This window comes from Yersinia aleksiciae (assembly GCF_001047675.1).
GTDB lineage: Bacteria > Pseudomonadota > Gammaproteobacteria > Enterobacterales > Enterobacteriaceae > Yersinia > Yersinia aleksiciae.
In genome coordinates, this window is the sequence record NZ_CP011975.1 from 1,729,145 (window position 1) to 1,749,663 (window position 20,519).

Sequence of the window (20,519 nt, forward strand, 5' to 3'; positions counted from 1 at the left end):
GACTACGACCCCAACGGAACATTTCCCTTCAATCAACTTTGTCAGCAGTCTGAGGGGGAGAGAGATCCCCCCCTTCGAATGGCTTATTGCTCTACTTACGGATGTGCCACAAAACCAATGGCTTCGTACACTTTCGCTAATGTCGCTTGGGCGCGAGCACGGGCCTTGGCTGCCCCTTCACGCATCACTTCCTGCAAGAAAGCCTCATCTTCACGATAAGTGTGATAACGCGCCTGTAGTTCACTCAGCATGCCAGAAACCGCCTCGGCAACAGCCCCTTTCAGATGGCCGTACATTTGGCCTTCAAACTGCGCTTCCAGCTCAGGAACTGATTTGCCTGTCACACCAGAGAGAATATCCAGCAAGTTAGACACACCAGCTTTCTTTTCGGTGTCATAGCGGATCACTGCGGGCTCATCAGAGTCAGTCATCGCGCGCTTAATCTTTTTAACCACCGATTTAGGATCTTCCAGCAACTCAATGACGTTGTTGCGATTGTCATCAGATTTGGACATCTTTTTGGTTGGATCCTGCAACGACATCACCCGCGCACCGGCTTTAGGGATAAACGGCTCAGGAATTTTAAAGATATCGCCATACAGATTGTTGAAGCGATTCGCGATATCGCGGCTCAGCTCCAAATGCTGTTTCTGGTCTTCACCCACTGGCACTTGATTGGTCTGATACAGCAAGATATCTGCCGCCATCAACACTGGGTAATCAAACAAACCAGCATTAATGTTTTCAGCATAGCGGGCTGACTTGTCTTTGAACTGGGTCATACGGCTCAGTTCGCCAAAATAGGTATAGCAGTTCAGCGCCCAGCTCAGTTGAGAGTGTTCTGGTACATGGGACTGAACGAAAATGGTGCTCTTCTTCGGATCGATGCCGCAAGCCAGATAGAGCGCCAGTGTGTCCAGCGTTCTTTTTCTTAACAGCGCCGGGTCTTGACGCGCGGTGATGGCATGCAGGTCAACAATGCAATAGATGCAATCATAATCATCTTGCATCTGTACCCACTGACGCAGCGCACCCATGTAATTACCAATGGTCAATTCACCGGACGGTTGCGCGCCGCTAAATACGATAGGTTTATTGGACACAACAGGTTGACCTAATTCAGTGGGATGACTCATTTTATACTTCCTGATCTTTTAAAGATGGTAGCCCGATAGCGGGCAACAGATCGGCAAAGTGATCTATCACGCAGTCGGGATGACTGGTAGCAATAGCTTCACCGTAGTTATATCCATAGGTCAGCCCAACACTGGGACAACCGGCGGCCTGTGCGGCCATAATGTCATTGCGCGAATCACCGACAAACAGCATTTCGCGGGCATGCAGGCCAAGTTTAGCCAACAGCAAATAGAGTGGGGCCGGATGGGGCTTTTTCACCACTACATCATCACCGCCAATAATGACGGAGAAGTAATCAGCAATGCCCAGTGATGCCAGCAAGGGCGCAACAAAGGGCGTGGGCTTATTGGTAATCAGGCCCATGGGTAAGCCACTGGCTGCCAGCTGTTCCAAGGTAGCTTTAACCTGCGGGAATAGCTGACTGCCCTGCTCAACCGTTTTAGCGTAATAGTGGTCAAACAGCTCGCGGGTATGGGCTACCGCCTGAGCATTAGGCTCACCGCCAGCCCAATGCAACGCGCGTTCGACGAGAACATCGGCACCGTTGCCAATCCAGGTAGACACCCGATCTTGGCCCGCAGCAGGTAAGCCTTGATGTACCAACGCCAGATCAATCGCGCTGGCCAGCCCCGGTGCGCTATCGACTAATGTGCCATCCAGATCGAAAGCCACACCACGAATAGCGCTGAATTTAGTCATGGGCAGACATCGCCAGCTCGCTACGCATTGCATCGATGACCGCAGCATAATCCGGTTGGCTGAAGATAGCCGAGCCGGCGACAAACATATCGGCACCCGCCGCGGCTATCTGGCGAATGTTATCCACTTTCACCCCGCCATCCACTTCCAGACGGATGTCATAACCGCTGTCATCAATCAGCTTACGCACTTGCCGCAGTTTGTTCAGTGTCTCGGGGATAAATGATTGCCCGCCGAAACCAGGGTTTACCGACATCAGCAAAATGACATCCAGCTTATCCATCACATAGTCAAGGTAGCTCAGAGGCGTGGCTGGATTGAACACCAGACCCGCCTTGCAACCGCTCTCTTTGATCAGTTGCAGCGTGCGGTCGACATGCTCTGAGGCTTCAGGATGGAATGAAATATAAGTGGCACCGGCTTTGGCAAAGTCCGGCACGATACGATCAACCGGCTTCACCATCAGATGCACATCAATCGGGGCGGTAATACCGTAGTCACGCAGCGCCTGACACACCATTGGGCCGATGGTCAGATTAGGAACGTAATGATTGTCCATCACATCAAAGTGCACAACATCAGCGCCAGCCGCGAGCACCTTGGCAGTATCTTCACCCAAGCGGGCAAAATCTGCTGACAGAATAGATGGGGCAATTAAAAACTTTTTCATCCGCTTCTCCAAACGTATCTCTTTGTTTTATGAAGCATCCATTTTGTAGATTTAACCCTCTACATCAAACGGTCTGTTTCATAAACCACGGGGTTTGAATCTTTACCGAGCGGATAATTCCGCTCAGCTATATAGCGCCAAAAGCTCGTTCACTTTACTACGGCCTAGGATATTACGGCTGATAGTTCGGCGCGCTTTCACTACATGCAGTGACGCCTGATGATACCAATCGCGCGTCAGTTCTGTATCGTGGTTAGAGATCAGAACCGGAATCTGGTTTTCAGCCGAAAGCTGGTAAGCCAGACGCGCCAGATTCTGTTGATCCGCGATACCAAAATTGTTGGTGTGATATGCCGTAAAATTGGCGGTCGCCGACAGCGGTGCATACGGAGGATCGCAGTAAACCACGGCCCCGTGCACGGCTTTTAATAAAGTTTCCTGATAGTGCTCACAAACAAAAACAGCATGTTGTGATTTTTCAGCAAACCAATACAGCTCCGCTTCTGGGAAATAAGGTTTTTTGTAGCGACCAAAAGGCACATTGAATTCACCGCTCAAATTATAACGACACAGACCGTTATAACAATGGCGATTCAGATAGAGGAACAATAATGCACGGCGATAGGTATCGGTACTGGAGTTAAACTCTTGACGTAGAATATAAAAACTTTCGGAATTATTGAAATCGCCCGTAAATAAAACGCGAGCGTCACGCACAAAGTCATCCGTGCGTTCCTTTACGATATTGTAGAGGTTGATAAGATCACTGTTGATATCGGCCAGTATGTAAGACTCATACTCAGTGTTAAGAAACACCGACCCCGCACCGACGAATGGCTCTATCAAGCAGTCTCCCGCTGGAAGATGGCGTCGAATGTCATCAACCAGCGGATATTTCCCACCAGCCCATTTTAAAAAAGCGCGGTTTTTCTTCATGCCGTCAGTTAGCTACTTAATAATTCAGAGCCGCAGATTGTACTCTGTTTCAAACAGCACATCAGCGCACAAATAAGAATGATTTATTTTTTAAGGTCTTGCTGTACTTGTTGTACAGGTTTAACCCACGGTTTTTTCGCCTGAACATCGGCTGGTAGTGTGGTGATAGCCCTTTTTGCATCAGCAGAAGAGGCGTAATTACCACTCACTAAAATGTACCAAGGCTTGCCATCACGTTTAGTTTCATAGACATGATAGTCAGTTAATTTTTGCTGCTTGGCGTAGGCATTCAGCGTGTCTGAGCGAGATGCACTGCTCAGTTGTAAGGTGAAGTGACTGCCTGGTGCATTTTTCAACGCACTGCTACTGCCACCCGCCGAACCTGCTTTAGCAACCGCAGATGCTGCTGGGGAGACCACTGCTGTCGGTTTTTTATGGCTGGCAGTTGAGGGTTTAGAGGCCACCGTGCCTGGCTTCTGTGATGGGTGGGTAATGGTTTCACCCGTCACTGGCGCTTTCGCCCCTTTTGAGCCAGAAACCGTTGCTGGTGCTGTCGGTAAGGTTGATGTCTGGCCGTCATTCATATTCTGAGACAGTGTATCGACTTGCCCCTGAGTCTGAGAAAGCGCATCAGACATATTGCCCGGTAACTCGACACGCTGAGTCGGGCCGTTCGCTGACGGTTGTGCTGTGGCTTCAGTTGGGGTCGGCGAAATCGGCGGAACACTGATATCTTGTGGTTGAGCCGTGTTCTTCACGCCATTGGCATCATGACCATCGCTGGCATTGTTCGCCACACCCGGTTGCGCGTTGTTACCGCTGGTGAGTGAAGATGAATCAGATAGATTAATGTTTTTCGCGGCATCAACATTGGGATTCTGTTGAGAGGCTTCATGCTCTGTCGGCGCTTTCAGAGCTGAGCCGATGGCAATAATGATCAATAGCAGCACTAAAATGCCGATACCAATCATCATGTGTTGGCGTGAAACAGCCAGCTTCGGCCCTGTTGAGGACTTACGAGCGCGTGTAGGACGACGGTCACTGCTATCTGGTTTCAGATCGTCTTCCGGCTTTAAATCATCCATCTAAACCCTCCAACTAGAGGCAAAAGCCTACCGCGTTTATCACTGCGATTCGGCTGATTGAATTTACTGACTGCAAACAGGCTAAACCGCCCGCAGCAAAGGAATATGATGTACTTATGATACAGCATCATAGGGCTTATGAGCATAGATCTTATGAATATCGTACTTTTGCCATTTCCTATTGCTGGCAATCAGCGATCGACGCCAACACCATGTCGTGTGCAATACCGCTACGGATTTCTGACTGACCGATAGCCGTCGGCAGCACCAGACGAAGCTCGCCTGCCAGCACTTTTTTATCGCGCATCATGTGCGGTAGATAGGACTCTGGTGTCATTTCCTGTGGCCCGCAGACAGGCAGACCGGCACGTAAAAGTAGTTTTTTGATACGCTCAACATCGCTCGCTGCGAATTGGCCCAATCGACGAGAAGTCTGTGCCGCCATCACCATACCAGCAGCAACAGCTTCACCATGTAGCCAGACGCCATAGCCCATTTCAGCCTCTATGGCATGACCATAAGTATGACCCAAATTGAGTAAAGCGCGCATTCCGCTCTCTTCGCGTTCATCGGCGGCAACAATATCGGCTTTTAATTCGCAGCAACGGCGGATGCAGTAAGCTAATGCTGACATATCCAGTGCGAGTAATGCGTCGATATTATCTTCTAACCAATCAAAGAATGCAGCATCAAGAATAATGCCGTATTTGATCACTTCAGCCAGCCCAGAAGCAAGTTCACGTGGAGGAAGAGTTTTAAGGCAATTAAGGTCAACCACCACCGATGCGGGCTGGTAGAAAGCACCAATCATGTTCTTGCCCAAGGGGTGATTTACTGCGGTTTTGCCACCGACAGAAGAGTCCACTTGAGAAAGTAAGGTCGTAGGGACTTGAATGAAGCGGACACCACGTTGATAGCAAGCTGCGGCAAAACCGGTCAGGTCGCCTACTACACCGCCACCTAAGGCGACAAGCGTAGTATCACGACCGTGCGGTTTTTCCAGAAGGGCAGAAAATACCTGCTCCAAAACGCTCAGAGATTTATACTGCTCGCCATCAGGCAAAATCACCTGATCAACTTTAATGCCGCTTTGTTCCAGCACTATCCGGAGTGAGTCCAGATAGAGTGGAGCCAGCGTTTGGTTGGTGACCAGCATAACCTGATCACCCGCCTTTAGCGGCTTAAAAGAAGCCGGATCATTGAACAATCCAGCAGCAATCGTAATGGGGTAGCTACGCTCCCCTAACGTGACAGTAATCGTCTCCATGTCGCGCTCAGTAACCTTCTTAACTTACGCCCGTAGGCATTAGTAAAATGCTAAAATCAGTTACTTTCCAGCATGTTGATAATCTGGTTAGCAACAACTTTCGCGCTTTGATCGTCAGTGCGGATGGTGACATCTGCAATTTCTTCGTACAACGGATTACGTTCTCTTGCCAGTGCTTCTAACACTTCACGCGGAGGCGAATCAACCTGCAACAACGGACGTTTTTTGTCGCGCTGTGTACGGGCTAACTGCTTTTCGATTGTGGTTTCCAAGTACACCACAACGCCACGGGCTGACAAACGGTTACGGGTTTCTCTGGATTTAACAGATCCACCACCGGTTGCCAGAACAATGCCTTGTTTTTCCGTCAGTTCATTAATAACTTTTTCTTCGCGATCGCGGAAACCTTCTTCGCCTTCCACGTCGAATACCCAGCCCACGTCAGCTCCGGTACGTCGCTCAATTTCTTGATCGGAGTCGAAGAACTCCATATTGAGTTGCTGAGCTAACTGACGACCAATAGTGCTTTTGCCGGCACCCATAGGCCCAACCAGAAAGATATTGCGTTTCTCTGCCATGTTTTTGGTATTACTAAGACTATTCGTTAATGATAACCCGCCCCGCCAATCAAATTAGCGGCGGGACCTAAACTGAAACCTCATGAGCGATAGTGCGAGATCAGACGGAAAATTATCTCAGCACATCTGGTAGTTTGGCAACCGAATAAATCGTTGTACACGTCGTGGGAGGGAAACCATACGTTTTTATCGGCGTATCAACGTTATTAAAAACCTCGGCGCTCAATTCGGTAACCCTTGTAAGCTAAATCTGACGCAGCGTCAAATTTAGAAGCCTTCTATCACACAAAAAGTTGTAGAAAGTCACCAAGATTGACCTGTTTTCATAAAACAGCACCTTATTGAGCTCAAGCACTGACTAGCCTTGGCGTGATGAAAATCACCAGTTCCCGTCGACTTTGTTGCTGGGCGTCTTGTTTAAACAGTGCCCCCAACCAAGGAATATCGGCCAATATGGGCACTTTATTTACTGCCTGACTGTTTTTTTGTTGGAAAATGCCCCCCAGCACAATAGTTTCCCCATCATTTACTGTTATTTGGGTTTTTATCTCCTGCTTATCTATTAGCAAGGCTTCAGTATCGCCACGCTTAATTGTCATTCCAGGCATATTCTGGCTAATTTTCAAGTCTAGAGTAATTTTGCCATTACGCAGTATTTTAGGTGTGACTTCCATACCTAATACCGCTTCCTTAAATTCGATAGAAGCCACCTCTTTCTTCCCCCGCGAGACAGTATAAGGAATATCAGAACCTTGCTTGATACTGGCGGTTTGCTGATGGGAGGCAACCAGACGTGGGCTGGCAATAATATCGACCTGATTTTCTTGCTCTAATGCGCTCAGTTCAAGCTCCAATAGCCGCCCACCAATACGAGCGACATTAAAGCCTGCGCTGACGGCACTATTTGCCAGCGGTAAATTGACATTGAAACCATTCACTCTCAGCGACGTGGCGGGTTGCGACTCTCCCATGCCCCAGCGCACGCCCAGCTCCTGCAAATTTTCACGGCTCATGGTCACAATGTGCGCAGCGAGTTGGACTTGCTGTAAGGGGAGATCCATCTCTGCCAGCCAGCCTTTCAATATTGCTAATGATGCGGGAGTGTCGCGAATGAGTAATGTATTCGTGCGTTTATCGACCACTACGCTACCCTGCGGAGAGAGTAGGCTCCCCTCCTCCAAACCGTTCGCCACTTGCTCGGCATCAGCATGCTGTAAAGCCAGTGTCAGATTATTTAGAGAGTCCGGCTCCGTTTTTTGTTTGGCTCGCTGCTGCCTCTCTTCTATATCCTGCTCAGTGAACACCATCATCACTGCCCCTTCACGCTCTACTTTCAGATTCGCCATGCGCAAAATGATAGTCAACGCTTGCTCCCAAGGGACATCAACTAGTCGAAGGCTAATATTGCCACTGACCCCTGCCGCAACCACCAAATTCAATTGCTGATAATCAGCCAGCGCCTGTAACACAACGGAGACCGGGGCGTCCTGAAACGCCAATGTGACAGGCGGCCCTCCTTTTGTGCCATAGGACACGGTGCTCGTGAGTAATAGGCTGAGCAGCAGGAGCCTGCGCGCGAAGTTGAGTGTCAGTGTTAGCCAACCTGTTGTTTCAGTTTTGGCTTTAGTTATATCCATATCCATTAGATCAATTCCTTTTAATACTGGCTATCATCCATCAGAAAAATAGTTAACTCAGCGCATGACCAGCACCACTGGCGCAGAGCCCTCTGCGCATCTCTTATCTGGTCTGACATGCTGTAGGCTCATCTGCTGCGCGCTAATCTGGGTAACCTGCCAATTGGGCAGCAGTTGCTGCCCTACCACCAGTCGTTGTCCGCTGCCACCGGGCCACCGCCCCCAACTGGAGCGGTAATCTGCGCCACTGACAATGCCCTGTAGCTGCCAACTGGCTAGCCGCTCTCGATCGCTGCGACAAGACTCTGCCGAGACTTTTTGAAAAGGGTTACGCTCCGTCGTAGTCAATACGGGATCAGCATAAACCCTAGGCACCAGTGATGCGGTTATCAGTAGCCCCACGCCCAATCCTTTGCTGCGATTACTCATTGCTGCCCTCCGCGAGGTACTCTTTCAGGCTTATTTTCACCACCAGCACAGCGTTATCACTTTTAATCTCAATCAGTTGGGCCTGAATCGGGGCGGATATCTCAGATAGTTGGCGAAGTAAGTGAAGCAACCCATAGAAATTGACCCGCAAAGTCGCGTGCCACTGCTGATGTGGCACGGCATCCGGCTCTGCCTCCACTACCGGTTCAGATTGCCGCTGCCAATGGATAACCTGCCCGCCAAAGGGTGCAATCAATTCACCGACCAGATGGGCCATCGAGCTATTATTTTGCCGCCATACTGCTTCCTCAGATCTCATCGCCGCGATTTGCTGGCTAATGAGGGAGAGTGCGGGCAGTGTCGCCAAAACCGATTGTTGATGCGCAACTTGCTGCTGATACTGAATAATTTTATTTTCAGTGAGACTCTGCTGCTGCCATGCAGGGCGCAACAACATGCCATAAGTGGCCGCACCAAGTAGCCCCAGAACACCCCATTGCCATAAGCAGAGCTGCCAGCCCGGCCTATCCAGCCAACGTTGTAATGACTTATCCATGGTTCGCCTCCCCACTCTGCCATTTAGCCCAAACCGCAAAACGGAAATTACCGTCATCCTGCTGAGCAATCTTTTGTAAGCGCACATTCACGAGTAGCGATTGACGGCCGAGTTGCACTAAAAAGCCGTTAATGGCGGCATACTCTTGGCTAATCGCCTCGAAAATGACCTTGTCGTCTTGTGGCACTAAGTTGACCAACCAACAGCTATCCGGGATGTGCTGTGCTAGCTGCTGCAATAATGTGGCGTATCGACGAGCAGATTGATGTGCCTGACGATAGATCAGCAAGCGCTGCTCTGCTTGCTGCAACTGTGTCATGGCGTGCTGCACCTCTTGGTGATGCTGGCTTAATGCCGCCTGTTGCTGTGTTAACTCAGCCAAACTGCCCCGTTGGCGGGTTTGCACCCCATGGGATTGCATCAACACGATCACCAGTGCGATGACTAAAAATGAGCACTGGTACAAACTCGTATTGCGCCAAAAACGGTAGCGGGCGAGCAGGCGTTCAGCGCGCCATGATGATAAGTTAACCTGATACATCAATAGTCCGCTGGGCGCAGTGCCAGCCCTCCGGCCAGAATGTAGGCGGCAGGTAAGGACGGGAGTGGCGGTTGATACTGGGTAAATGCCGCGAAGGGTGACCAATGGAGGGTGTTTTCAGGCGAGGATTCATCCATCGTGCTGCTGTAGTACACCCTCATCGGAACCGCATCCTGTTCGGGATAACGGCTCTGAAGCTGCGACAGCAATGCCGCTCGCGGGTCGACAGCATTAGGCGAATGGCCTTCAGGTACATCATCATCTGCGTCAATGGCTACCACACCGAACTCAAACGGCATCTCGCGGGAAGAGACCCACAGCCACTCATTCGCCAGACGATGGATCAACCAATATTGACCGGATAGCCCTGCCGCTGTGGCCATATAGCGCAAAGCGCAGGGGGTGATATCAATAATGTGTGATGGCAAACCGGCCTGATGTAAGCAGCTTTGCCATTGCTGAACTTCTGACTGACGGGCAGCAGTAACTAATAGCTCACTGTCGGATGGCGTTGCGGTGCGATAATCCAGCGCCAACTCCTGGCTGTTTAGCGGAAATGCCCGGCTGGCCGCCGCGTTGATATAGCCTTCACGTTCTGGCTCACGCAGACGTCGATCTGGTGCGGCCATGGCATGTTGCAATATCCGCTGTGCGGGCAATGCAATACGTAATGAAATATGTCGTGGTAATTGTTTTCGTAATGATTTGAGTTTGTCGCTAACGATATCCGGCTGTTGTAAAATACCTTCGCGCAACGTGCCAGCAGGTAAGGACTGATACCACCAGTAGCGCAGTTGCCAGCCATGGCGACGCCTGACAACCGCCAAGGCGCGTATGGCCTCCATTTGAATATCCAGCCCAACCTGCCAATATTGTGTGTACATTTTTGTCGACCTCCGTGTCGAGAGAGAATAAAAGAACGTATCCATGTTAAGGGCTTGCCTTTATACTACGGCGCGGTTGTTTATAAACTGCCCAATTGACATTGAATGGGAAATCTCAGGTGAAGTTCGTAAAGTATTTTTTGATCCTTACAGTGTGTTGCATTTTACTGGGAGCAGCCTCGATATTTGGTCTCTACAAATATATTGAGCCTCAGCTACCCGACGTTGCCACGCTGAAAGATGTCCGGCTGCAAACACCGATGCTGGTGTATAGCGCCGAAGGCGAATTGATCGCCCAATACGGTGAGAAACGCCGTATCCCGTTGACACTAAAACAGATCCCACCAGAAATGGTGCATGCGTTTATTGCGACGGAAGATAGCCGATTCTATGAGCATCACGGTGTGGACCCAGTGGGTATCCTACGTGCCGCCTCAGTTGCCATGGTTTCTGGTCGCGCCTCACAAGGGGCAAGTACCATTACCCAACAATTGGCGCGAAACTTTTTCTTAAGCCCAGAGCGGACCTTGATGCGTAAAATCAAGGAAGCATTTCTGGCCATTCGTATTGAACAGTTATTGAGCAAAGATGAAATCCTTGAGCTGTATCTGAACAAGATTTATCTCGGCTACCGTGCCTATGGCGTCGGGGCGGCGGCACAGGTCTATTTCGGTAAAGAGGTCAACGAGTTGACCCTCAGCCAGATGGCGATGATTGCCGGTTTGCCAAAAGCACCGTCAACCTTCAACCCACTCTACTCACACGATAGAGCGGTCGCGCGCCGCAACGTCGTGCTGTCGCGGATGCTGGATGAGAAATACATCACCCAAGCGCAGTACGATCAGGCGCGCAGTGAAGATCTGGTTGCCAACTACCATGCGCCGCAAATTGCCTTCTCTGCACCTTATCTGTCCGAAATGGTGCGGCAGGAGATGATTAAGCGCTATGGCGAGAATGCGTATACCGACGGCTATCAGGTCTATACCACCATCACCAGAAAGCTCCAAACAGCAGCGGTTGAGTCCTTGCGCGCCAACGTGTTGGCGTATGACATGCGCCATGGCTATCGCGGCCCGTCCAATGTGTTGTGGAAGGTGGGCGAAGGTGCGTGGAGCCGTGAACAGATTATTGATTCGCTGAAAACACTGCCGGTCTATGGCCCGCTGCTGCCAGCCGTTGTGACGGAAGCCAATGCGGCACAAGCCACGGCCATGCTGGCGGATGGCACTAACGTGACCTTACCGATGTCCGGTATGCGTTGGGCGCGTCCGTTTAAGTCGGATAACGCTCAGGGGCCGACACCGAAACAAGTCACCGATGTGGTACAGCCGGGTCAGCAGATTTGGGTCAGAAAAGTCGAGGATAATTGGTGGCTGGCACAGGTGCCGGACGTCAATTCCGCCTTGGTCTCTATCGATCCAAACAATGGTGCGATTAAAGCCTTGGTGGGCGGTTTTGACTTTAACCAGAGTAAATTCAACCGTGCCACCCAAGCGCTGCGTCAGGTGGGTTCGAATATCAAACCTTTCCTGTATACCGCTGCGATGGATAAAGGGCTGACGCTGGCGACTATCCTCAACGACTTGCCCATTACCCGTTGGGATGCCGGTGCCGGTACTGACTGGCGGCCAAAAAACTCACCGCCAACTTATGATGGCCCAATTCGTTTGCGCCAAGGTCTAGGTCAGTCGAAGAACGTGGTGATGGTGCGGGCAATGCGCGCGATGGGTGTGGATTACGCCGCTGAATACCTGCAACGCTTTGGCTTCCCAGCACAGAATATCGTGCATTCGGAGTCACTGGCATTGGGTTCAGCCTCATTCACACCATTGCAGTTAGTCCGCGGCTACGCGGTGCTGTCAAATGGCGGTTATTTGGTTGACCCCTATTTCATCACTAAAATCACTGATGATGTCGGTAATGTGCTGTTTGAGGCGAAACCCAAAATTGTCTGCCAAGAGTGCAATTTACCGGTCATTTATGGTGACACTCAGCGCTCGGTGGTGCTGTCGGACGATAACACCGAAAATGTCGCGACATCACAGACCAACAGTGCCAGCAATGTGCCAATGCCTGAACTGGAACAAGTCACCCCAGCACAGGCCAAGCTCAATAGTGATGAGCAATATGCGCCACATGTGATCAGTACACCGCTGGCGTTCCTGATTCGTGATGCACTGAACTCCAACATCTTCGGGGAACCGGGCTGGATGGGAACGGGCTGGCGGGCTGGGCGTGATTTGAAGCGCAAAGATATTGGCGGCAAAACCGGTACCACCAACAACTCGAAAGATGCCTGGTTCTCTGGCTATGGCCCAGAGACCGTGACTTCGGTCTGGATTGGTTTCGATGATCATCGCCGTGACTTAGGCCGCAGTTCGGCATCTGGCGCAATACCAGACCAGATCGCCGGTGCTGAAGGTGGGGCGAAGACAGCTCAACCAGCCTGGGATGACTTTATGAAAGTGGCCCTTGAAGGCTTGCCGGAGAAACCCGTCACACCACCGCCTGGTATCGTCAGTGTGGTGATTGATAAGCAGACCGGTAAGCTCTCTAGTGGTGGGCCAGGTAGCCGCTCAGAGTACTTTATCGAAGGGACACAACCCACCGAGTATTCGGTGCATGAGGCGGGGACGACACTGATGGATAACGGTCAGACCCACGAGTTGTTCTGACGGAAGAGTCGTGATCGTCACAAATGAAAAAGCCGGGAGATCGCAAGATCATCCCGGCTTTTTATATGCAGCAACAAATTATTCGAGTGTCACGGATTAAGTGGCGTCAGCGCGATTAAGAAATACCTGCGCTAAAAACAGCGCACTGACATTACGCGCCTCACAGAAATCAGGTTCGTCGAGCAGCGCCATCATATTGGCAATGGGCCAACGCACTTGTGGCAAAGGCTCCGGCTCATCACCCTCGAGACTTTGCGGATAGAGACCATGGGCGATCACGATATTCATTTTGCTGGAGAAATAGGACGGTGCCATCGTTAGCTTCGTGAGATATTCAAAATGCTCAGCACCAAACCCCACCTCTTCCATCAGCTCACGATTTGCAGCCTCCAGCACCCCCTCTCCTGGGTCAATTAGCCCCTTGGGGAAGCCCAACTCATACTCTTCAATACCGACCGCATATTCGCGAATCAGCAACAAATCATCACCGATAATCGGCACAATCATCACCGCTTCACGATTGGATGGGCGCATGCGCTCATAAACACGTTGCACGCCATTGCTGAATGCCAAATCTACCGCTTCGACCGTAAACAAGCGGGAGCGGGCAACCGTTTCTATTTTAAGAATTTTAGGTTTTTGCAGATGTTTCATGATAGCCCCAAATTAAAAACTCACCGCCGAACGGACTCGCACTGGGATAATCGGGTCTTATTATGGTTAATTAATCAGCCATTTTTTGCCCATCGGGATTAACCTGATACTTTGTAATGAAATTTATTAGAACTTGATCACATTGTGCGTTAATGAGAACCTTTATCGCAATGTCAGTTAGATATAATTTACCTGTTTTTAACATGACGACCAGTTTAGTCAAGATTCAATCGGTGAAATCTCTCGCCCTATCCCCACTCAATGCACGGTAAAAATTGTGTTTGAAAATAGGATTATGCTGATATTACCGATGTTTTAACCTTGCTATCCTTATCAGTCTACGGGCAGTTTAAGAGCACTGTATTAGTTATTTTAATGAATAATAGCGATCGAAATAGCTAGTTCACTGAATAACTCTGCGATCGGCCTCTGCACTGTATTTACGCATTATATGCATTCTTTCATAGAGTTGACGTAAGTCAGGGGCGCTCGGATGGGGATGGGATGAGCACAATAGTTTTAATATTGGCCTTGCTGTTGACCAGTCTGATCACAGTAGGCTTGCTGTGGTGGTTTAAATTCCGCCGTAGCTCTCGCGTAGCTGCAACACTGCCATTCGCGAAACCCACCCACCGCATACTGACGCCGGAAGAGCGGGTAAATATTGAGAATTATCTGCTCAGCCAGCACGAAAATCCTGGCTTCAAAACCCTGTCAACTTTTGATCCCAACACCCTGACCAACCGCGATCTTGCGCCAGTCAAACTCATTCTAACGCCCCAAAGCGAAAAGGTGTATTCGGTTACCCGCGCTATTACCCGCTACGGCGTGGCGAGTGATGAACCCAATAGATGGCGCTATTACCTTGATTCGATTGAAGTCCATCTGCCCTCGTCGTGGGAGCAGTACATCACTCAGGATAATGACGTCGAACTTATCCAAACCCAGAGCATTCCTTTGGTCATCTCCCTCAATGGTCATACGCTGAAAAACCATCAGCCGGAGAGCACCTATCAGCCTATATTGCCGTCCACCACGCAAAATGCTTCGATTCGCAAAGCAGATAGCGAACACATTGAGCTGCTGAGTATCCGCAAGGAAACAGCAGAAGAGTATGCCCTACATGGCGCAAATGACTTAAAAGAGGCCATCGCCATTTGTCTGGCGTTGCTCTTGCTGTTTTTCGCGCTGATCGGCCCGGCGGTCACTCTCCCTTGGCTGGTGATTGTCGCCGCGACATTAACCGGCTGGGCATGCTGGAATATGTTCCGCCCACTGTCTGAAAAAGATCTGCGGGAAGTCCATTGTTTGAGTGGTACGCCAAAGCGCTGGGGGCTTTTTGGTGAATCAAATCAGGGGCAGATGAGCAATATCTCGCTCGGGGTTGTTGACCTGATCTACCCTGCCCATTGGGGGCCATATTTTGCTCATGACTTGGGCAAAAAAACCAATATTGATATCTACCTCAATCGTCAAGTTATCCGCCAAGGGCGTTTTTTATCCCTGCATGATGAGATGACACATTTCCCATTGCAGCGCTGGGGGAAAAACCTGACGCTGATTGCGGGTTCCCTGCTGGTGATGACCTTATTGTTGATCTATGTTCCCCTCGGCTTGCCGCTAAAATTAAGTGTTGCTTGGTTGCAAGGCGCGCAAAGTCAGCAGGTAACCAGTGTCGAAGCCTTGGAAAAAATGCCACTGCGCATCGGCGATATGTTGAAGGCTCAGGGGACAGGGATGTGTTATGTCCCGCCGAATACACAAAACCCACACAGCTTTGTGTTTACGCCATTTGACTGCTCCGGCATCTATTGGAATAACGCGGCTCCCCTGCCACTCCCTGAGTCTGACACGATTGAAAAAGCCGCGTCGCTGATGGCGACGGTCAATCAGCAGTTACACCCACAGGGCAGTGATGCCAACGTCAACCCACAGTTGGCGACAGCGATTGAAAAATCCGGCATGATTTTGCTGGATGATTTTGCGGATATCGTCTTAAAAACGCAGGCATTATGTGGCGCAGATAGCGATTGTATTCGCCTAAAGAATGCCTTGGTGAATTTGGGCAATGCCAAGAATTGGTCGGGGCTGGTCAAACGTGCGCAGTCTGGCACCTTAAAGGGCATGAATGTGCTGTTACGCCCAGTCAGTGCCGATACTCTGGAAAATCTGGTTAAAACCGCTACTTCATCCTTTGTTTACCGTGAAACACATTTGGCAACAGAAGCATTAAACAGCCCGCCGCCGGGTGGCTTCCTGATCACCAGCGATGAAGGTAAGCAGTTAGTGAATCACCCAGCACCTGCCGTGCCACTGTTTGATTACAGCGCGCTGGAACAGTGGCGGGAGTTGCAGCGGCTCTCTGGACTACTGCTCAATACTCCGTTTAAGGCCGAAGGCATCATTACCAATATCACGGTCGACGCGAATGGCACTCGGCATATTGCGCTACATAGCGAGCCGGATATTATGACGCTCAGCCGCTATTTGGGCACCAGCCTGCTACTGCTGGCACTGATTGTCTGCTTAGTGGTGAATACCACCCTATTAATTCAGCGGATACTGAAAAATCGTAGCCGCATGGATAATATTCAGCGCTATTATGATAGCTGCTTTAACCAAACCCTCACCCCGCCCCCTTTCCTGCGTTAGCCCTTTTTCGTCTATTGCGCGTATAATTTATCACCACTACTGTGATTGTGGAGTCGCTATGCCCCCTGAACTTAATTGGCAAGAAATTGATACCGTGCTGCTCGACATGGATGGCACCCTGCTGGATTTGGAGTTCGATAGCCATTTCTGGCTAAAACAGGTGCCGGAGACACTCAGCCAACGTCGGGGAATTCCGCTTGAGTCAGCGCACAAAATTATTCACGACGAATATCTCGCTGTGCAGCACACCTTAAATTGGTATTGCTTCGATTACTGGAGTGAACGGCTGGATTTGGATATTTACGCCATGACCACCGAGGCAGGTAGCCGCGTCCGCTTGCGCCAGGATACTGAGCCGTTTTTATCCAGCTTGCGTGAACGAGGTTTGCAAACAATTTTGCTCACCAACGCCCACCCACACAGCCTCGCGGTAAAAATTGAGCACACCGCACTGGATCAGCACCTTGATTTATTACTTTCCACCCATACATTTGGATATCCGAAAGAAGATCAACGACTGTGGCAAGCTGTCGCGCAGCACACCGGACTGAATCCGGCCAGAACCCTATTTGTTGATGACAGTGAAGCCATTTTGGATGCCGCGCGTACCTTTGGTATTCGCTACTGTTTGGGGATAGAGAACCCAGACTCTAGCTGTGCTGACAAAATTTTTCACAGCCATCCGGCAATCAATGACTATCGTAAACTATTGCCCGCATTGCATTTACGGTCTGAATAAAGTGGCGTGATGAACAATAGTTGCGTGATGAACAATAGTTGCGTGATGAACAATAGTTGCGTGATGAACAATAGTGGTGCAAAGAATCAATCAGCCTAATGGCAGGAGTCTTCATGAAGGATAAGACAGCCGCTGACGAATCGGTTCGGCTGGATAAATGGCTGTGGGCGGCCCGGTTTTATAAAACCAGAGCCATCGCCCGTGAAATGGTGGATGGTGGCAAAGTCCACTACAACGGTCAGCGCGGGAAACCCAGCAAGCTAGTTGAAGTCAATGCTGAAATTCGTCTGCGTCAGGGCAATGACGAGCGCAGGGTGCGGGTATTGGCGTTACAGGGCCAGCGCCGAGGTGCCAGTGAGGCACAGACAATGTATGAAGAGACTGAGGCCAGTATCGTCAACCGCGAGAAAGTGGCGCAAGCGCGTAAACTGAATGCTCTGACCATGCCACACCCTGATCGGCGGCCGGATAAAAAAGAGCGTCGCAACCTAATCAAATTTAAACAAGGCGAGCCAGAGTAGTGGCAAGCAGAATGAGAGAAACCTATGTCTAATCACGACCAATTGCACCGCTATCTATTTGCTAACCATGCTGTGCGCGGTGAGCTGGTTTCAGTGAATGAAACCTACCAGCAGGTATTAGCCAATCACGATTACCCTCCTGCGGTAAAAAAACTGCTGGGTGAAATGTTGGTCGCCACCAGCTTGCTGACCGCGACCCTGAAATTTGATGGTGATATCACCGTGCAATTGCAGAGCACCGATGGCCCCCTGACACTGGCGGTGATTAACGGCAATAACCAGCAAGAGATGCGTGGTGTGGCCCGTTTCAAAGGTGAAATCAACGATGAAAGCACGCTAAAGGAGATGGTCGGTAATGGCTATCTGGTGATCACCATTACGCCAGCAAAAGGTGAGCGCTATCAGGGCGTGGTGGCATTGGAGGGCGAAACCATCGGTGCCTGCCTCGAAAGTTACTTTATGCAATCTGAGCAGCTCCCAACTCGCCTGTTTATCCGTACCGGCGAAGTGGAAGGTAAAGCGGCCGCGGGTGGTATGCTGCTGCAAGTGATGCCGGCGCAAGAGCGCAATGAAGATGAGTTTGATCATCTGGCACAACTGACCACCACCATCAAAGCCGAAGAGTTATTCACCCTGCCGGCCAATGAGGTGCTGTATCGTTTATACCATCAAGAAGAAGTGACGCTCTATGAGCCACAAAACGTGAGCTTTCGCTGTACCTGCTCGCGCGAGCGTTGCGCCGATGCATTAGTCACGTTGTCCGAAGATGATATCGACGAAATGCTGGCGCAAGACGGTAATATTGATATGCATTGCGAGTATTGCGGCAGTCACTACCTGTTTGATGCGGTAGATATCGCCTCAATCAAGAATGGCAATAGCGCGTCTTCTGAACAAATTCATTAATTCTAGTAATATTTAGCTGGGTGCTGACTCGTGCCCAGCGCTTCTGCCGTTTCATACTTGCGACAATCCGTGTTCTATCTCTCATAACCTAGCGAAAAATAGGTCATATGTTGAAATATTTGAACGCTATCGCTGTTAATCAGGGATGAGGATTTACAATCGCGGGTAGAAAATTGACGATCCAGGAGTTATGACATGAGTGTTAAAGGAATTACCCCGCAGGAGCTCGCCGCCTATGGCATCCATAACGTCAGCGAGATTGTTTACAACCCAAGCTATGATTTACTGTTCCAGGAAGAGACCAAACCCACGCTTGAAGGATACGAGCGCGGAACCCTCACCACCACAGGAGCAATAGCGGTCGATACCGGCATCTTTACCGGTCGCTCGCCAAAAGATAAATATATTGTCCGCGATGCAATTACACAGGATACCGTGTGGTGGGCTGATCAGGGCAAAGGTAAAAACGATAACAAGCCGCTGAACCAAGAGACTTGGAGCCACCTGAAAGGGCTGGTCACCGAGCAGTTGTCAGGTAAACGTCTGTTTGTTGTGGATACCTTCTGCGGTGCTAATGCCGACAGTCGCTTGCGAGTTCGCTTTGTCACTGAAGTGGCTTGGCAGGCGCATTTCGTCAAAAACATGTTTATCCGCCCAACAGATGAAGAGCTGGCCGATTTCGAGCCTGACTTTATCGTCATGAATGGCGCTAAATGCACTAACCCGAACTGGAAAGAGCAGGGCCTGAATTCCGAGAACTTTGTTGCCTTTAACCTGACGGAACGTATGCAGCTGATTGGCGGCACATGGTACGGCGGCGAAATGAAAAAAGGTATGTTCTCGATGATGAACTACCTGCTACCGCTGAAGGGCATTGCTTCTATGCACTGCTCGGCCAACGTCGGTGAAAAAGGCGATGTCGCCATCTTCTTCGGCCTGTCCGGCACCGGTAAAACCACGCTGTCTACTGACCCGAAACGTAAGTTGATCGGCGATGACGAGCACGGCTGGGATGATGACGGCGTCTTTAACTTTGAAGGTGGCTGCTACGCGAAAACCATCAAGTTATCCGAAGAAGCTGAACCCGATATTTATCATGCCATTAGACGTGATGCTTTGCTGGAAAACGTGGTTGTGCTGCCAGATGGGACGGTTGATTTCAATGACAGCTCCAAAACTGAAAACACCCGTGTTTCTTACCCGATCTATCACATCGAAAACATCGTTAAGCCGGTTTCCAAAGCGGGTCATGCGACCAAGGTCATTTTCCTGACGGCCGATGCCTTCGGCGTGTTGCCGCCGGTATCACGTCTGACCGCAAATCAAACCCAGTATCACTTCCTGTCTGGCTTTACCGCTAAACTGGCCGGTACTGAGCGCGGAGTCACCGAGCCGACCCCAACCTTCTCCGCCTGTTTTGGCGCAGCCTTCTTGTCGCTGCATCCAACGCAATACGCTGAAGTGCTGGTTAAACGCATGCAGGCTGTGGGCGCACAAGCCTATCTGGTCAACACTGGCTGGAATGGGACTGGCAAACGTATTTCCATCAAGGATACCCGCGCCATCATTGATGCCATCCTGAACGGCGAAATCGATAAGGCAGAAACCTTCACTTTACCCATCTTCGATCTGGCAGTGCCAATGGCATTACCGGGTGTAGACCCAGCGATTCTCGACCCGCGTGACACATACGCAGATGTCGCACAATGGCAGGATAAAGCGGAAGATTTGGCAAGACGCTTTACCACCAACTTTGATAAGTATACCGATACCCCAGCCGGGGCCGCGTTGGTGAGTGCAGGGCCGAAGATCTGATTTAGATTAGGTTATTTGAGTACAGAAGATCGAGGGGGCACATTGGTGCCCCTTTTTGTTTCTCGCAAATCAAGAATAGATCTGGTCTGGTTTTTAGTGGATGGGGGGGTAAGCAAGTTCTTGATAACCAGATAACCA

The 20,519-nt window shown here is 50.3% G+C and carries 19 protein-coding genes; 6 read left to right on the top strand and 13 right to left on the bottom strand.

Features of this window, described 5'->3' with window-relative positions; translation table 11 throughout:
* Nucleotides 1-95 precede the first annotated feature (95 nt).
* From trpS to pilM, 12 genes are all read right to left on the bottom strand, one after another.
* Nucleotides 96-1,136, bottom strand: a complete 1,041-nt coding sequence (gene trpS / locus ACZ76_RS08010; protein WP_048618307.1) for a tryptophan--tRNA ligase — start codon at nt 1,134-1,136, stop codon at nt 96-98.
* Nucleotide 1,137: 1 nt separating this feature from the next.
* On the bottom strand, nt 1,138-1,836 hold the full coding sequence (locus tag ACZ76_RS08015) for a phosphoglycolate phosphatase (protein WP_048618309.1): 699 nt from the start codon (nt 1,834-1,836) through the stop codon (nt 1,138-1,140).
* Nucleotides 1,829-2,506, bottom strand: a complete 678-nt coding sequence (rpe, locus tag ACZ76_RS08020) for a ribulose-phosphate 3-epimerase (protein WP_048618311.1) — start codon at nt 2,504-2,506, stop codon at nt 1,829-1,831. Before rpe ends, ACZ76_RS08015 begins: the two co-directional genes overlap by 8 nt.
* A gap of 123 nt (nt 2,507-2,629) precedes the next feature.
* Nucleotides 2,630-3,442, bottom strand: a complete 813-nt coding sequence (gene dam, locus ACZ76_RS08025; RefSeq protein ID WP_048618313.1) for an adenine-specific DNA-methyltransferase — start codon at nt 3,440-3,442, stop codon at nt 2,630-2,632.
* A gap of 83 nt (nt 3,443-3,525) precedes the next feature.
* A complete protein-coding gene (locus ACZ76_RS08030; RefSeq protein ID WP_048618314.1) occupies nt 3,526-4,527 on the bottom strand; it encodes an SPOR domain-containing protein in 1,002 nt (333 codons plus the stop codon).
* Nucleotides 4,528-4,705: 178 nt separating this feature from the next.
* Entirely contained in the window at nt 4,706-5,794 is a 1,089-nt protein-coding gene (aroB, locus tag ACZ76_RS08035; RefSeq protein WP_048618316.1) for a 3-dehydroquinate synthase, read from the bottom strand.
* Between the two features lie 56 nt (nt 5,795-5,850).
* Nucleotides 5,851-6,372: a shikimate kinase AroK gene (aroK, locus tag ACZ76_RS08040; RefSeq protein ID WP_005271698.1), complete on the bottom strand. Its 522-nt coding sequence runs from the start codon at nt 6,370-6,372 to the stop codon at nt 5,851-5,853.
* A 347-nt stretch (nt 6,373-6,719) separates the two neighbouring features.
* Complete coding sequence (hofQ, locus tag ACZ76_RS08045; RefSeq protein WP_235428212.1) at nt 6,720-8,015, bottom strand: DNA uptake porin HofQ; 1,296 nt, start codon at nt 8,013-8,015, stop codon at nt 6,720-6,722.
* Nucleotides 8,016-8,066: 51 nt separating this feature from the next.
* Entirely contained in the window at nt 8,067-8,438 is a 372-nt protein-coding gene (locus tag ACZ76_RS08050) for a pilus assembly protein PilP (protein WP_071840485.1), read from the bottom strand.
* Nucleotides 8,431-8,994, bottom strand: coding sequence for a hypothetical protein (locus tag ACZ76_RS08055; protein WP_048618317.1), 564 nt, complete (start codon nt 8,992-8,994; stop codon nt 8,431-8,433). Before ACZ76_RS08055 ends, ACZ76_RS08050 begins: the two co-directional genes overlap by 8 nt.
* Entirely contained in the window at nt 8,987-9,535 is a 549-nt protein-coding gene (locus ACZ76_RS08060) for a PilN domain-containing protein (protein WP_048618318.1), read from the bottom strand. Before ACZ76_RS08060 ends, ACZ76_RS08055 begins: the two co-directional genes overlap by 8 nt.
* Nucleotides 9,535-10,419 (bottom strand): type IV pilus biogenesis protein PilM, encoded by an 885-nt coding sequence (pilM, locus tag ACZ76_RS08065; protein ID WP_048618320.1) that lies wholly within the window; start codon nt 10,417-10,419, stop codon nt 9,535-9,537. Before pilM ends, ACZ76_RS08060 begins: the two co-directional genes overlap by 1 nt.
* A 119-nt stretch (nt 10,420-10,538) precedes the next feature.
* Here pilM and mrcA point away from each other — a divergent pair, with 119 nt between their 5' ends.
* Nucleotides 10,539-13,094, top strand: coding sequence for a peptidoglycan glycosyltransferase/peptidoglycan DD-transpeptidase MrcA (gene mrcA, locus ACZ76_RS08070; RefSeq protein ID WP_048618321.1), 2,556 nt, complete (start codon nt 10,539-10,541; stop codon nt 13,092-13,094).
* 96 nt (nt 13,095-13,190) lie between these two features.
* Here mrcA and nudE read toward each other — a convergent pair whose 3' ends face one another.
* The gene (nudE, locus tag ACZ76_RS08075; protein WP_048618323.1) at nt 13,191-13,748 is read right to left on the bottom strand and encodes an ADP compounds hydrolase NudE; all 558 of its coding nucleotides are present in this window, start codon (nt 13,746-13,748) and stop codon (nt 13,191-13,193) included.
* Nucleotides 13,749-14,252: 504 nt separating this feature from the next.
* Here nudE and ACZ76_RS08080 point away from each other — a divergent pair.
* The 5 genes from ACZ76_RS08080 to pckA all read left to right on the top strand — a co-directional run bounded on the left by ACZ76_RS08080 (nt 14,253) and on the right by pckA (nt 20,381).
* Nucleotides 14,253-16,400 carry an intracellular growth attenuator family protein gene (locus ACZ76_RS08080; RefSeq protein WP_048618324.1) on the top strand — a complete coding sequence of 716 codons (2,148 nt, stop codon included), beginning with the start codon at nt 14,253-14,255 and terminating at the stop codon, nt 16,398-16,400.
* 58 nt (nt 16,401-16,458) lie between these two features.
* Nucleotides 16,459-17,139, top strand: a complete 681-nt coding sequence (gene yrfG, locus ACZ76_RS08085) for a GMP/IMP nucleotidase (protein WP_048618326.1) — start codon at nt 16,459-16,461, stop codon at nt 17,137-17,139.
* A 113-nt stretch (nt 17,140-17,252) separates the two neighbouring features.
* Entirely contained in the window at nt 17,253-17,660 is a 408-nt protein-coding gene (gene hslR, locus ACZ76_RS08090; RefSeq protein WP_048618328.1) for a ribosome-associated heat shock protein Hsp15, read from the top strand.
* 24 nt (nt 17,661-17,684) lie between these two features.
* Nucleotides 17,685-18,566, top strand: a complete 882-nt coding sequence (hslO, locus tag ACZ76_RS08095) for an Hsp33 family molecular chaperone HslO (protein ID WP_048618330.1) — start codon at nt 17,685-17,687, stop codon at nt 18,564-18,566.
* A 195-nt stretch (nt 18,567-18,761) separates the two neighbouring features.
* Nucleotides 18,762-20,381 (top strand): phosphoenolpyruvate carboxykinase (ATP), encoded by a 1,620-nt coding sequence (gene pckA, locus ACZ76_RS08100; protein WP_048618332.1) that lies wholly within the window; start codon nt 18,762-18,764, stop codon nt 20,379-20,381.
* The last annotated feature ends 138 nt before the right edge of the window (nt 20,382-20,519 follow it).